Raw genomic sequence first — 14042 nt, 5'->3', positions numbered from 1 at the left:
CACTCTACGCGCGCATCGCCCTTTCGCGCCGCCCGCTTCCTGTTACCTTCCGCGCCCCCATGGACCGTCCCCTGCACTCCGTCCGTACGCGGCTGGACGACTTCCTCGCCGAGCTCGCCACGCTGAACTACCGGCAAGGCGCCGGGCTCGCGCTGGATGTTTCCCCCAGCCAGCTCCACGCCTCCTTCCCCGAGCTGTCGTCTCCGGACACCTTCGCCGCCGCCAACGAGGCGCTCGCCAAGGCCCAATCGAAGAACGAGCCCCTCACCGTCCGCCGCATCCGACTGGTGCGTGAGCTGGTGGCCTCGCACGTCGAGGACGCGCTCGCCGGCCGTCACGTGGAGGCCATTGCCTCGCTGGAGGCCCAGGCTCGGCTGATGGTGGACGACCAGACCTACTCCTTCGGCGAGGCGCTGGGCCGCATTCCCCACGAGTCCGCCCGGGGCCGCCGCGCCCTGCTGGAGCGTGCCACCGGCGAGTTCCTCTGGCAGAACCGCACCCGTTACGGCGACCGGCGCGATGCGGCCCTGCACACCGCGGAGCAGTTGGGCGCGAAGAACTACCCCGCCCTGCGCCAGGACGTCACCGGCATCGACTTCGCCAAGCTGGCCGAGTCCGCCGCGAAGCTGCTCGCGCGCACGGAGGACGCCTACCGCGACGTGCTCGCCTACGTCCTCAAGAAGGTGGACCCGCTGCTGCGTCCATTGCCCGGCGGAGAGGCCCGCAGGCATGACTTGCAGGCCGCGCTCCAGGCCCCGTGGATGGACGGCCTCTTCCGGCGCGAGGACGCCTTCCCCGCCGTGGTGCGCTGGCTGGGCGAGTGGGGCCTGACGCCCAACGCCGGAGGCCGCATCCGCATCGACGACGAGGCCCGGCCCGGCAAGTCACCGCGCCCCTTCGTCGCCGTGGTGCGCGTGCCGGACGACATCCGCCTGGTGCTCCAGCCTCGCGGCGGCATCGACGGGCTGGCCAGCCTGCTCCATGAGATGGGCCACGCGCAGCACCGCGCCCACGTCTCCGACACGCTGCCCATGGAGCTGCGCCGGCTGGGCGACGCGTCCGTGACGGAGGCCCACGCCGCCGTCTTCGAACGGCTGCTCCTGTCCCCCGAGTGGCTCAAGCGCTACCTGGGACTGCCCACCGTGGCCGCGCGGGACACGGTGCGACTGGCCGCCTTCCAGGCCCTCACGCTGCTGCGGCGTCACGCGGCCAAGCTGACCTACGAGCTGTCCCTGACGCAGCGGGGCGCCTCCACGGAACGCGCGGACGAATACGCCGACGGGCAGCGCCATGCGCTCTTCGTCGAGCCACACCCTGGCTTCTTCCTCCACGACGTGGACCCGCAGCTGTACGTGGCGCACTACCTGCGGTCCTGGGCCCTGGAGACCCAGCTCACCGCGCGCCTCACGGAGCGGTTCAACGAGGACTATTGGAGGAACCCCGCGGCCGCCGCCTGGTTGAAGGGGCTGTACGCGCGTGGGGGCACTGACGATGCGGAAGGACTGGCCACGGAGACGTCAGGCACGCCGTTGGCGTTGCCCGAGGCCGGGGAGCGCCTCGTGGCCATCCTCAACCGGTAGGGGACACCCGCGAGACGACTACTTCTTCTTGCGGAGCGCCCGGACAATCTTGTCCTTGGTGGGATTGGCGGCGGCATCCCGCGCGCGCGTGGCGGCGACGGGCTTGCTGCTGGCGGTGGCCGCGGGCTTGCCACCCGCGCGAGCGCGCATCGCCTTCATCAGCTGCATCTCGATGAGGAGCAGCTCGTCGCCCAGCTCCTGGTTGTCACCGGCGGCACGGGGCAGCGGTGCACGGGTGCTGGAAGCGCCAGCACCGTGGCGCATGCGCAGAACCTTCTCCTCTTCGGCCGACAGCGTACGCGCCTTCTCCAGCGCCGCTTTGACCTCCTTGGCCGTCACCGTGCTACTTCCGACCTTGCGCTCCATCGCCGCTCCCTTGCTGTGAAGCCCCGCTGAACATCCGAGCATGTCGGACGCGTCCGGGCCGCAACCGTCGAGGATTGTAGAGGACGCAAGAGTCAGCGCAAATTTTCTTCCAACATCTCGCTGCCGAGATGTAGCGCAGCCCCCTCCACCCCCGTCCGGGATACCCTGGAGTCCCGGCCAGCTGTTCACCGGGAAACGGCGCCCGGAAAGGGCGCCGGAACCACGTCAGGTGCCCTCTTCGTCCTCGGGCTCCGGGACCGCCTCCGGGCTGGCCGAATCCGAGTCCGAGGGCTTCTTGCGCTGGATACCGAAGGTGTCGAGCGCGTCGGCGATGCCCTGGGGCTTGTCCGCGTCCGGGAGGAAATCCTCGGGCGGCTGGAGCCGTGGGTCCTTGCCTACCTCGGTGAGGGCGGCCTCCAACGTCAGGCGCAGCTCGGCCGCCTCGGGCGTCTTGTCCCCGGGCACGCCCATGCGCCCGTCCAGCCGGGCCTTGAGGACCACGGAGGTGGCGGAATCCACCAGCACCTCACCGTCCAGCGAGCGCGGCAGGCGGTGGGCGAAGAAGTTGGCCCGGCGGACCGTCGTCTCGTCCGCGCCCCCCTTCTTGGCCTGGGGCATGGGCGGCAGGGGCCGGGATGCGTCCACCTGGGTGGCGGGGGCCAGCGTCACCACGTAGCGCCAGGCCGTGCGGCCCTCATGGGTGACGGTGCCCTCGGGCGTCAGCTTGATGCGCCCCAGGAAGAGGCTGTCGAAGTCGCGGATGGCGCCGGTCAGCTCCGCGCGGGTGCGCTCGGCCATGCCTCGGTCGCGCAGGCGCTGGCGGAAGGGGCCGTACCGGTTGCGGGCGAACACCTGCCCACCCACACGCATCACCTCCAGGCCCTGGTCCCGGGAGTTCTCCAGCACGCCGTGGAAATCCCCGCTGACCCCGCCCGGGCCGGCACGGAAGGTGCGCGTCTCGGTGAGCTTCACGGGGATGGAGGCCTCGGAGGTCCACTCGTACCCCAGCGTCGCCTGGTAGCGGTGGGGGCCCAGACGCTCGGTCACCTCGGCGGCGTCCATGCCCAGGATGCGGCGCGCCACCTGGGGGTTGTCCGCGACGTCCTCGGGGGGCAGCTTTTCCTTCGCGGACGCCACCACCTTGGGCGGGTCCTCCGGCGAGAAGATGCGTGCCTTGGCCGCCTTGTCGACCGGGTCCGAGCAGCCGGCGGCGGCCAACGCCACGGCGAGGGTGAAGGCGGACTTCTTCAGACGGCTCACGACTCCTCCGGAAGGGTACGACAAGGCCGGCAAGTTACGTGGGGCATACACGAGCAGCAAGCAGTGGCTTGCGTGCGGCCGTGCAAGGGATAGAACGCCCAACTCATGCAGAACCTGCGCGACAAGCTATTGAAGGCGGGCCTCGTCACCGAGGACCAGGCCAAGAAGGTGGAGTCGAAGCCCAGCCAGGCGGAAGCCCGGCGGCCCGGACCCCAGGAGGGCGGCCGTTCAGGCGGCAACCGTCCTCCCCCCCGCCGTGATGACAACCGGACACAAGGTGGCCCGCCCCCCCGAGGCGAAGGCGGAGGCCGTCCGAGTGGCGGCCGTGACGCCGGCCGTCGTGAGGGCGGCGGACGTCCTGGCGGCGGCTTCGGGGGTGCCCCCCGGCACGGCGGAGGTCCCCAGCACGGGCGGCCGGCCGCGGCGGCGCCGGAGCGGGCCATCCCCAAGCTGCCCCCCATGCCGGGCTCCAAGGCCTACCAGCGCGCCGAGTCCAAGCGGCAGGTGGAGCTGGACCGCGCCCTGCGCGAGCTGGTGCTGGGCTCCCAGGTGCCCGTCGAGGCGGGGGAGACGGCGTTCTACTTCATGACCCGCAAGGGCAAGCTGCGCCGGTTGGAGCTGAGCCCGGCGCAGGCGAAGCAGCTCGAGGAGGGCGAGCTGGGCGTGGTCGAGCGCCCCGAGCCCGCGCAAATCGAGCACTCGCTGGTGCCTTCGTCGGCGGCGGAGCAGATGTTCGCGCTGTCGAAGAAGTCGGTGCGCTTCCTCAACCGCAAGGAGAACCCCGTCGGCTTCATGAACGACGAGGAGCTCAAGGCCCAGCAGGCCGCCGAGGCGGCGGGCACCGCGCCCGAGCTGCCCGACGAGCCCGAAGGCGGGTCCGAGGCTTCGGCCGAGACCACGTCGGAGGATTCGGCCGAGGCTTCTGCTGAGACCGCGTCCGAGGGCGAGGCGGCCCCGACCGAGCCGAAGGCCAGCAACGAAGAAGCCCAGAACGGCTGAGCTGGACACCGGCGTCTTCCCACCCTCCCCGTCCCTCGTGGATGTGGGGAGGGTGGCCATGTGGCCCGTGCCGGCAGCGCCACGCGGCCCTGGCACGTCTTGCTGCCAGCATGAGGGCCCGGCGCTAGGCTGGCCTCATGACGACGACCTCCAAGACGGTGGTGGTAACGGGCGCGAGCCGAGGCATTGGCCGCGCGGTGGCGCTGGCCTTCGCGAAGGCGGGCCATGACGTGTGGGCCCTGGCGCGTTCGACGGAAGCGCTGGAGTCGCTCCGGCAGGACGGCGGTGAGCGCATCCGGCCGCACGCGGTGGACGTGGCCGACGAAGCGGCGCTGGTTGCCACGAGCCAGCGAATCCTCGCCGAGGGGCCTCCGCGCGTGCTCGTGAACAACGCGGGCATCACCGTCTCCGCGCCCCTGACGAAGACGCGCACCGAGGACCTGGCCCGCGTCATGGCCGTCAACGTGACGGCGCCCTTCCTCCTCTGCCGCGAGCTGATGCCGGCCATGGCCCAGGCGGGCGGCGGACGCGTCATCAACATCGGCTCCATGGCCGCGGTGCGGGGCGTGAAGTACACGTCCGCGTATTGCGCGTCGAAGCATGCGCTGCTGGGCCTGACGCGCGCACTCGCGGTGGAGTACGCGAAGAAGCAAGTCACGGTGAACATCGTGAATCCGGGCTGGGTGGAGACGGACATGTTCGCCGGCGCGACCTCGGCCATCAGCGCCTCCACGGGCCGCAGCGAGGAGCAGGCGCGCGAAGCCCTGGCGTCCATGAACGCCATGGGCCGCATCATCACGCCGGAGGAAGTCGCCGCGCTGTGCCTGTTCCTCGCGTCGGACGCGGCGGGCGGCATCACCGGCACGGCGTACGCCATCGACGGCGGCGAGCTGGGCTGAGACTTCACTCCCATTCCGCCTGACTGCCTGCCCGGCCGCCACCCGTGGCCGGGTGCGTTGCGCACCGGGAATCCCATCCCCACTGTGCGCGACCACCCCGGTGACAAGCCGCGCGGTGGCCAGCAATCGGGAGGTGGGCGTGAGTGGACTGCGAAGCATGGTGCTGGGCGCGTGTCTGTGGGTGGGCTGTGCGTCCTCTGTGGAGGACGGAGCGGCGCCCACCGTCGAGACACCCGCGGATGTGACGCAAACGCCCACCCCTGGTGGTGAGACGCCCGCTCCGCAGGCGCCCACACCGGAGCCTCAGGTGCCGCCGCCGGCGACATCGGCGACGTGCTCCGGAGCGGATGGCACGGCGCGACTCGCGTGGAGCTACGACGCTGCGTGGAACCTCACGGTGGACTTCCGGGGGACCATGGACGCGGACGGGCACACCTACTGGACGGAGTGCGAGAGCAGCTATTGGGTGGACAAGGACCCGAGCCAGCTGGCGTGTCAGCTCGTCTCCGTCACGTCTGAAGGGACTGAGCGCTACCGGCGCGACCTTCCGCCCCCGGGAGCCTGGGGCGTTCACACGGTGGCGGGGAGACAGCTCTTCGTCACGGGCCGGCTCGCCCTGCTCTCCGCTCGGGACAGCGCCACCGGACAGGAGCGCTGGAGCGTGTCGCTGGGGGCCGTGAAGGACGAAGACCCGCAGGCGCACCATGCGCTTCGCATCGAATCGCTCGTGCTCAGCCCGCCCTATCTGCTCGCGCTGGTGCACGACACGTTTGGAGACGTGGGCGCCGAGGACTTGCTCGTCGCGGTGCACGCGGAGACCGGCGCGGTGGCGTGGAAGGCACCCGTGCCGCCCGTCCATGCGCCACTGGTGGTGGATACGGAGGGCAACGTCTATGGCGGCGCAGCCAACGTCCTGGAGCAGCGGACGGAGCTCTTCTCGTACGCGGCGGATGGGCAGCTCCGCTGGCGGACGCAGCGCACGGGCGTGCTCGAGCCCACGGCCGTGGACGGAGGGACGTTGATGCTGGGCCGCGCGGAGCTGGTGGACGCGGCCACGGGAGCACCGGTTGCCACGCTGGCGACTGCTTCCGCTGAGTCCTTCTATTACTCGCTGGGCCATTCCAGCTCGACCTTCGGCCGCGCGGCGATGCAGGCGGACCGGCTCCTGGTCCTGCCCGACATGCGGTGCACCACCGAGGGCTGCCCCACCACCACGCATCCGGGAGGCACGTTCCTCTATGGGCTGGATCCCTCGAGCGGCGCGGTGCGCTGGCACCGGGCCGTGGGCACCTGGCCGATGTCACCGCTCCTCACCCAGCGTGGCTCGCTGCTACTGGTGGACCGACCAGTGGGCGAGACGTGCGGCGAGCACGCCTGCACCGGTGATGATGCCGCGTTCGGTTCATTCCTGCGGGAGCTGGACCATGACGGGAACGAGCTGTCCGCCTGCGCGCTGCTGGGAAAGGCGCCGTACATCACCCCGCCCGCGCTGCACCGGGGACGCGTGGTGCTGGGGGCATGGACGAACTGGAATGCCAGCAATGACTGGACGCAGCGGATGAGCATCCGCGCCTTCGACATGACAGCGCCCGAAGAGCCCGCCTCCAACGGCTGGGTGAGCGCGGGCGGCGGCAATGCCCGCTCGGGCCAGACGAAGCCCACTGGCGCGGCGGCTCAGGCGCGAGCCACGGACCGATAAGCGCGCTAGAGCTGGTACCGACCGACGATAGCGCTCAGCTCGGCGGACGCCGCGGAGAGCTGGATGGCGGACTGCTCGCTCGCGGCCATCCGGTCGACAATCTGGTCCGCCAGGTCGGCCATCGAGCTGAGCGCGGCGAACAACTCCGCGATGCCCGCGTCCTGCTGGCTCACGGCATCGGCGATGCTGCGCACCGTCTTGCCGTTGCTCTGGATGATGCCCGCCAGCGAGCGGAGGCTCTCGCCCGCCGCGCGCACCTGCTCCAGGCCACCTTCCACCTCGCGCGCCCCGCCCTCACTCGTGCTCACCGTCTGCGAGATGGCCCGGCCGATGTCACTCAGGATGGACTGCACGCGCGTGGTCGCCCCCGCGGACTGGTCCGCCAGCGACCGCATCTGCCGTGCCACCACCGCGAAGGAACGGCCCGAATCACCACTGCGCGCCGCCTCGATGGAAGCATTGAGCGCCAGCACGTTCGACTGGTCCGCCAGGTCCTTCACCGTGCGGGTGATGTCGCCCACCTGCCGCGTGCGCTGGTGCAGCTCCGCGACGGTGCGGCCAATCTGCTCCACGTGCGACCGGATGTGCGTGAGCCCGCCCACGCTGCCGGACACCGCGGCCTCGCCCGCCTCACCAAAGCCACTGGCCTTGTCCGCCTCACGCAGGATGACCTCCACGCGCCGCGCCGCCGCGCGCGAGGCTTCCTGGAGCTGCTGCGCCGCAATCTGCGTCTCATGCAGCGCCACGGCCTGCTGCGACACCGCCTCGTTCTGGACGGACGCGGACTCGGTGAGGTGCGTGGACGCCGTCTCGAGCTGCTCGGCCGAATGGCGCAGCGCCATCAACAGCTCGCGCAGCTGCGACATCAACTCCGAGAACGAACTGGCCAGCTGACCAATCTCATCCTTCGAGCGCACCGCCAGCGCCCCTCGGAAATCACCCTCCGACACCATCCGCGTGGTGGCCACGGTCAGCTCGCGCAGCGGCTCCATCATCCGCCGCACCAGCAGGAAGATGGCCGTGCCCGCCGCCGCCGTGACGATGATGCCCAGCAGCACGACGAGCAGCATCGACGCGCGGAACTGCTCCGCTTCCTTCCCACCATCACGCGTGAGCAGCAGCTCCACGCCCGGCCCCATCTCCACCCGGCGCAGCTGCAACGACACGCCATTCACCGACACCTCGTCCGGCCGGCCCTTCCCTTCCAGTGCCGAGAGCAAGGCATCGTCAGGCACCGCACTCAGCGCGTGCGCCACCGGCCTCCCGCCCACGGTCAACACGCCCTCCACACCGCGCTCGTCACGCAGCGCCTGGAGCTCCACCTCGCCCAGGACCCGCCCCAACACCACGTACCCCACGGTGCGGCCCTCGGCCGTCACGGGCTGCGCCACGGCCTGATGGGGCACCTCATCCACCAGGATGATGCGCGCGCCGCCCTCCTTCACCAGGGCCTCCATCCCCGACAGTGCACCGGGTGGCGTGCCCACGCGCACACCCGCCGCGGTGTCCACCGCGAGCAGCAGGTCCACGCCCAGGAGCGACTGCTGCGCACGCAGCGAGGGTTCGAGATGCTCCCCGACCACGGAGCCGCTCGACAGCACGGTCTGCAAGGACGTGCCCGCCGCGGCGACGCGTGCCAGGGCCGTCAGCGCGCGCACCTCCTGGGACTGGACGCGGCTCCACGCAGCTTCGTCTTGCGCCAGACGGGACGTGACGGCTTCGTGCGACCACGTCCGAAGCGACACGCCCGTGAGCGCGACGCTCAGCGCGGAGAGGCAGAGGATGACGAGGGAGAGCGCTGCGGTCAGGCGCGCGGCAAGGCTGTGCGTCATTCGCTACAAGGCCAGGGGATGGGCGGGGGGAACCCAGTGGGGGATGGCCAGCCTACCGCGACAGCGCCCTGCTGTTGAGCGAGGAACAACAGGTGGCAGGAATGACCCGGCAGCATGTCTCACATGACACAAATCGAGACCTACACCGATGTCATGCACCTACGTCCTCGGCGGCGGCGCGCGCGGGGCCATGGACACTCACCCTGGCGTTGCATTGACCGGTGTGGAAGCGGCGCGATTGCGTGCTTGGCATGCGCTCGACCTCCATTCCAGCGGCACTGGCCCTGCTTGCCCTCACGCCCAGCGGACTTCGCGCGGAGGAGGCCGCCGGAGAGGCGCGCGCGAAGGCCGAGCCGCCTCGCACGACGCGCAACTTCGGCAACCTGCGCGTGGGCGGCTCCACGGCGAACGGCAATGGCCGGCCGGACCTGTGTCTGGAGTTGTCCCCCGTGGCGTTCCTGTCCGTGGAGAGCTGTGGCACGGGCAGTGGTTTCCTGCACGGCGACCCCGAACCCGAAGTGGCGCACTTCCGCGCCAAGCTGCGGCTGGCCAGCTTCGACGTGGAGCGCTGGGGCACCTTCCAGCCCTTCCTCGCCGGGGGCTTCGCGGAGGCGCAGGTGGGCCGCGACGACCCAGGGTTCCAGTTCAAGGGGACCGATCGACGCCGCGTGGCCACGGCAGGGCCCGAGGGGGGACTCGGGCTGCGCTTCCTCCGCCCGCTGGCCGCGGGCTTCGAACTGGTGGGCGACTTCAACTTCAGCCTGGCGTGGATGCCCCACGCTCCCGAGCTCATCCAGCCCGGGAACACGTGGCTGCCGTCCGCCAGCCTCTCCTTCGGCGTGGGCTTCTGACGCGCCTCACGCTTCCGCGACGCGCAGCACCACCGCGGTGATGTTGTCCTTGCCGCCCGCCTCGTAGGCGTCCGCGACCAGCGCGTCGCAGACCTCGCGCGCGGAGGACATCGTCAGGCGCTTCATCAGACCCTCCACGCCCAGCGGCTCATAGAGCCCGTCCGAACACAGCAGGAACACATCGCCCGGCTCCGTCTGAAGCCGCTGCACGGTGGGCTCCGCGTTCTCCGTGCCCAGCGCGCGGGTGATGAGGTGGCGCAAGTTGCCCGAGCCTCCCGGCGGCTCCATGCCCGCGTCCCGCAGCTCCTCGATGAGCGAGTGGTCGCGCGTGAGCGACTCCAGCTTTCCGCCACGCAGCCGGTACAGGCGGCTGTCGCCCACGTGCGCCACCGCCGCGCCGTGCTCGCTCACCGCCAACGCCACCACGGTGGACGCCATCTCCCGCAGCCGGCCCACGCGCTGCGCCTGGAGGTTGCGCTGCGCCAGCGCCGAGCACGCCGCCAACAGGTTCTCTTCACGGGTACGACGAGGGTCCGGCACCGTGGGCCACGTCGAATCCCGGTCCTGTCCCAGGCGCAGGCCAAAGCCCACGAAGGTGTCCACGACACACCGGCTGGCGACTTCTCCCCCCTCTTGTCCGCCCAGCCCATCCGCCACGACGAACAGCCCCAGCTCCGGCGCGACGCAGAACGCATCCTCGTTGTGCGGCCGCCGACCGATGTGGGTCTGTCCCGCGCTGTCCATTCTCATGACTGCCTCCTCGGGCCTTCCACCAGCAAGTGGGAGGCCAGCGTCCTTCCCCCCGACGGACGCAAGGAACGGATACTCCGGTTCTGGGGATTCCTGGGGAGGGACCGCCACGGCGCCGTGACAACCACCCCTCACCCGTCCACTGGCAGACGCTGCAAGTGCCCTCCATCCGTCAACAGCCCCCAGAACGTGGGGTCGCGACCCCACACCTCCTCCTGGCACCCGGGCCCCGCTCCCCGAGGGAGGCGCTTGTCCGCCAGGACGCTCCCGTCAGGGTGCGCGAATGCCATGACAACGAAACGAGGAACCCGGCATGCCCGGGCCCGTTCCCTGGCAACTTCTCCGGTGACGAGGCGACAATTCCGATGCGGCCCGAAGTGTGCGCCGCAGGGAGCCCTTGATGTCGTCCATCCGCCGCATCACCGCGAGCATCTCCAGCGCCATCTCCCGCGCCCGGCTCGACACCCGTCTGGAGTCGGTGTCACCGCTCGCGCCCCGCGAGCCGCTGCAGCCGATCCCCGCGGTGCGGCGTGGCTATGCCGACGAGAGCGAGTTCCAGGCGGAGGTGGATGACCTGGACACGTCGCTCGCCGCGCATGCGCCGATGCTGGCGGGCGTGGACGCCGCGAATGCGGAAGCGCCCGAACACCTGCGCGTGTTCGCCGGCGAGAGCTCCTTCGAAGCGGCCCCCCCGCGGTATTCGCAGCTGCTGGGCTCGCAGCTTCCCACCGCGCTCGGCGCGCCCCGGGAGTCGGTGAGCGGCGCGGCGCACCGGCCCGCATTCCGAGGTGCCAGCGCCCAGGACATGGGCAGCGACCTGCTCTCACCGGAGGCCGCCGCGTGGGAGCTGCAGAACCGGGACACCTCCACCGCGCCCACGCCCATGGAAGCGGAGGACGTGCTGTTCATGCTGAATGGCCCCGGCGCCGCGGCCGACCTGGAGCCGCCGCTGGAGCTGGGACTCGAGGACATCTTCGAGGAAGCCCCGCGACTGCACGCCGCGGAAGACGCGCTCTTCATGGCTGGAGCCGATGACGCTTCAGCGGCCATCTCCGGCGCCACGGAGACCCAGCAGCCGGGCCTCGCCGCCGCTCGCTCCGGCGCGCCGGTGAACTTCGCGACCGAGGCCGCGGGCATCGATGCCGTTCCCGCCGACCTGGTGACGGCCGCGGCCGGTGACGCGCGCGTGGATGATGCGCCCGCGGGCTACGCGCTGGGCAGCGCCTACGCGGCCACCTACGGGCAGCAGTTCGCCGTGAGGCAGGCGCTGGACCCGGCGGTCAGCCCCGCGGGCCCGGACGAGTTCCTCGCGGACCCGAATGACTTGAACATGCTGCTGCCGGATGAGCCGTCCCTGGACGACGCCGCCGTGGCAGGCGTCCTGGGCTCCATCTCCGCCAACCCCGCGGCGGCCAGCGCGCCGGTGGCTGCCACCTTCGCCTCACAGGGCGTGGAAGTGGTCGCGGAGGCGTTGGAGCCGGAGCTGCGGCCCGAGGCGAACCCCAGCACCACCGAGACACCTGCGCCCGAGCATCCGCGGGCCTGAGCCCCTCACGGCTTGGGCGGCGCTTCTTCCAGGTCGATGCCGTCGAGGTGCGTCCGCGCCTCGATGACGTCCCGGTTCAGCTCGTCCAGATAGCGCCGCCGCTCCGCACTCTGCCACTCCGCGGCGGAGAAGGACGCGGGGGGATAGTCATTCGTGGTGTGCACGTACCCGCGCAAGCTCGTCATCAGCTCGCGATCCGGATCCCCCCGCTCCTTGAGGAGGAAGCCCTCCACGTCGCGCAGCTTCAGGGGGAAGGTGGGCACTTCGTCCAGCACCAGGTTGCCGGCGATGGTGAGCTTCACCTCCTGCTCGCCGCGCTTCAGCTCCTCGTTGAAGGACACGTGCGCGAAGGGCATGCCGCTCTCATCATCCACGCGGCCCGCCACCACGTACCGTCCGGCCTTCTGGACCTGAATCCCGAGGTAGAGCTGAAGCGAGCCTTGCTCCAGCACCTCCCGCACCCGGCCCGTGAAGAGCGCCGGAGGCGACGGCGTGTACATGATGTCGAAGAACGCGGTGCCCTCCTCGCCCCCCGAGCGCACCTGCACGTCCACGCGCAGCGTGCCCGAGTAGATGGGGAACCCCTGCTTCGACGGCTGGAAGCGCCCGGTGAAGGTGCCATCTCCGGAGAGCGCGTCGCCCGCGGCGCCGTCGTCCGAGAAGACGAGGGGAACCGCCGGCATGACACCCGCGCCGGGCATGTGCTCGGCCTCGTGCGCGGAGGCGGACACCACCTGGCAGGGCCTGGGCATGCGGCGCGCGTCCTCGCAGCCGACGAAGAAGTGCACCACCTCGTCGCCGACGACGAAGATGCGGTCCTGCTTCAGCCGGAGCTGGATGTCGGAGCCGTCCTTGTTCAGCGGGCGCGTGCGCTCCGGTTCCGCCATCTCCATCTGGTCCGGGTGCTCACTGGCGGGACGCGACTCCGGCGGATAGCGCGTCGCCTTCATGTACGACTCCAGCGTCTGCTTCGCGCGCGCCAGCCTCTGCTCCCACAGCTGGCGCCGCGCGTCCCGCTCCGCTTCCTCCGGGCTGCGAGCCGGGTCCTGCACTGCCACTCCTGGCACGCTCCCCGTCGGCCCGCCCATGCCGCCTCCCGACTTCCGCGGCGCCGGGCTGGGCATTGCAGACGGCGACGACGCCTGCCACGCGCCGTCCTCGATGGGGGACTCCGAGCCGGCACCTGCTTCCATCCACCACCACCCCACGCCCCCCAGTACCAGCGGGATGAGGGGAATGGCCCACAGGGCGCGGCGCATCCGGGACGCGGGGGCGGAAACGGTGCCAGTCGGAGTCATGTCGCTTCTTGCGGTGGAGGGGGCTCAGTACGCGTAATTGACCACGTCCTGGCGGACCGGCGCGATGATGCCACCCCAGTTGCCTCCGGCGTAGTGGTTGTACGCCTCCCGGTCGTCACGCAGCTCCACCGTGTGGTAGCTCCACTTCGCGCGCCCGTCGCTGGTCGCGGCCGTGCCCAGGTTCAGGGTGCCGCCACAGAACCAGTCACCGGGGTTGCACTGCGAGCTGCCCGCGCTGCCCGACACGCCCCCCGTCGAGTGGTACGACACCGCCTCATCGTCCTGGCCGGGGAGCACGCCGGAGTACAGCGTGCCCTTGGCACCCGCGAACATGTAGAACCACACGTTGCGCGTGGTGTTGTGGTTGTACATGGCGCGCGCGGTGGTGGTGACCAGGTCGCGCACCAGCGGCTCATTCACCGCCCACTCGCCAATGTCGGCCAGCTCGCTGCCGCCGCCCGCGCCCGACGCCACGTTCACCCAGCGGATGTTCCAGCCCGTCTGCTTCGCGCCGCCGCTCACGTTGCCACACACGCCGTTGGCGTTGGGGGACGCGTTCTTCACCTCGCGCTGCGAGCCGCCATACATCGACAGCGCGTAGCCAATCTGGAGGTTCCCCGCGCTGTGCGCGGCGACGTAGCACCAGTTGTCCCCCGTGCAGAAGCAGTCCAGCGCGTCGCGGATGCGGTAGTTCTGCGAGCCGATGCGCTGACGGCCGTCCCAGTTGACGGCCTTCTTGTTCACGCCCGCCTCGACGCTCGCGGAGCCCCAATAACTGAAGTCATTGTAGTTGCCGGGCTGCGTCGTGCCGCCGTTGCGGCCATGAATCCACAGCGTGTAGTTGGCTGCGGCGGCCTCCGTGCCCGCCAGCATCGTTGCGGCGGCAATGACCGTACAGAAGAGCTTCTTCATGTTGAGCGCCTCCAGCGCTGCATAGGGGGTACCAGCCCGGCGGGGGACCA

The 14042-nt window shown here is 70.8% G+C and carries 12 protein-coding genes; 6 read left to right on the top strand and 6 right to left on the bottom strand.

Translation table 11 applies throughout. The annotated features are described in order from the left end of the window. Positions 1-59: 59 nt before the first annotated feature. The gene (locus BHS09_RS07145) at positions 60-1580 is read left to right on the top strand and encodes a gluzincin family metallopeptidase (protein ID WP_174259211.1); all 1521 of its coding nucleotides are present in this window, start codon (positions 60-62) and stop codon (positions 1578-1580) included. An 18-nt stretch (positions 1581-1598) separates the two neighbouring features. Here BHS09_RS07145 and BHS09_RS07140 read toward each other — a convergent pair whose 3' ends face one another. Further along, positions 1599-1946, bottom strand: coding sequence for a hypothetical protein (locus BHS09_RS07140; protein ID WP_020477748.1), 348 nt, complete (start codon positions 1944-1946; stop codon positions 1599-1601). A 225-nt stretch (positions 1947-2171) separates the two neighbouring features. Continuing rightward, positions 2172-3206: a hypothetical protein gene (locus tag BHS09_RS07135; RefSeq protein WP_174260503.1), complete on the bottom strand. Its 1035-nt coding sequence runs from the start codon at positions 3204-3206 to the stop codon at positions 2172-2174. 105 nt (positions 3207-3311) lie between these two features. On the opposite strand from BHS09_RS07135, the gene BHS09_RS07130 reads away from it, so the two are divergent. From BHS09_RS07130 to BHS09_RS07120, 3 genes are all read left to right on the top strand, one after another. After that, positions 3312-4205, top strand: coding sequence for a DUF2058 family protein (locus BHS09_RS07130; protein WP_140788447.1), 894 nt, complete (start codon positions 3312-3314; stop codon positions 4203-4205). A gap of 137 nt (positions 4206-4342) precedes the next feature. Further along, complete coding sequence (locus BHS09_RS07125) at positions 4343-5104, top strand: SDR family NAD(P)-dependent oxidoreductase (protein WP_140788445.1); 762 nt, start codon at positions 4343-4345, stop codon at positions 5102-5104. A gap of 139 nt (positions 5105-5243) precedes the next feature. Beyond that, a complete protein-coding gene (locus BHS09_RS07120; protein ID WP_237078102.1) occupies positions 5244-6803 on the top strand; it encodes an outer membrane protein assembly factor BamB family protein in 1560 nt (519 codons plus the stop codon). Between the two features lie 5 nt (positions 6804-6808). Here BHS09_RS07120 and BHS09_RS07115 read toward each other — a convergent pair whose 3' ends face one another. Beyond that, entirely contained in the window at positions 6809-8635 is a 1827-nt protein-coding gene (locus tag BHS09_RS07115) for a methyl-accepting chemotaxis protein (RefSeq protein ID WP_140788441.1), read from the bottom strand. A gap of 251 nt (positions 8636-8886) precedes the next feature. On the opposite strand from BHS09_RS07115, the gene BHS09_RS07110 reads away from it, so the two are divergent. After that, complete coding sequence (locus BHS09_RS07110) at positions 8887-9486, top strand: hypothetical protein (protein ID WP_237078101.1); 600 nt, start codon at positions 8887-8889, stop codon at positions 9484-9486. A 6-nt stretch (positions 9487-9492) separates the two neighbouring features. On the opposite strand, the gene BHS09_RS07105 is transcribed toward BHS09_RS07110, so the two are convergent. Then, positions 9493-10236 carry a PP2C family protein-serine/threonine phosphatase gene (locus BHS09_RS07105; protein WP_140788438.1) on the bottom strand — a complete coding sequence of 248 codons (744 nt, stop codon included), beginning with the start codon at positions 10234-10236 and terminating at the stop codon, positions 9493-9495. A gap of 400 nt (positions 10237-10636) precedes the next feature. Here BHS09_RS07105 and BHS09_RS07100 point away from each other — a divergent pair, with 400 nt between their 5' ends. Continuing rightward, the gene (locus tag BHS09_RS07100) at positions 10637-11782 is read left to right on the top strand and encodes a hypothetical protein (RefSeq protein WP_140788436.1); all 1146 of its coding nucleotides are present in this window, start codon (positions 10637-10639) and stop codon (positions 11780-11782) included. Between the two features lie 5 nt (positions 11783-11787). Here the strand turns inward: BHS09_RS07100 and BHS09_RS07095 are convergent, their stop codons facing one another. Further along, entirely contained in the window at positions 11788-13080 is a 1293-nt protein-coding gene (locus BHS09_RS07095; protein ID WP_140788435.1) for a choice-of-anchor X domain-containing protein, read from the bottom strand. Between the two features lie 24 nt (positions 13081-13104). Continuing rightward, the gene (locus tag BHS09_RS07090; RefSeq protein ID WP_174260502.1) at positions 13105-13992 is read right to left on the bottom strand and encodes a hypothetical protein; all 888 of its coding nucleotides are present in this window, start codon (positions 13990-13992) and stop codon (positions 13105-13107) included. Positions 13993-14042: the final 50 nt, after the last annotated feature.

Source organism: Myxococcus xanthus (assembly GCF_006402735.1).
In the GTDB taxonomy this organism is placed as follows: domain Bacteria; phylum Myxococcota; class Myxococcia; order Myxococcales; family Myxococcaceae; genus Myxococcus; species Myxococcus xanthus_A.
The sequence above is the reverse complement of the archived record's forward strand: the minus strand, read 5'-3'. Positions and strand labels throughout refer to the sequence as shown.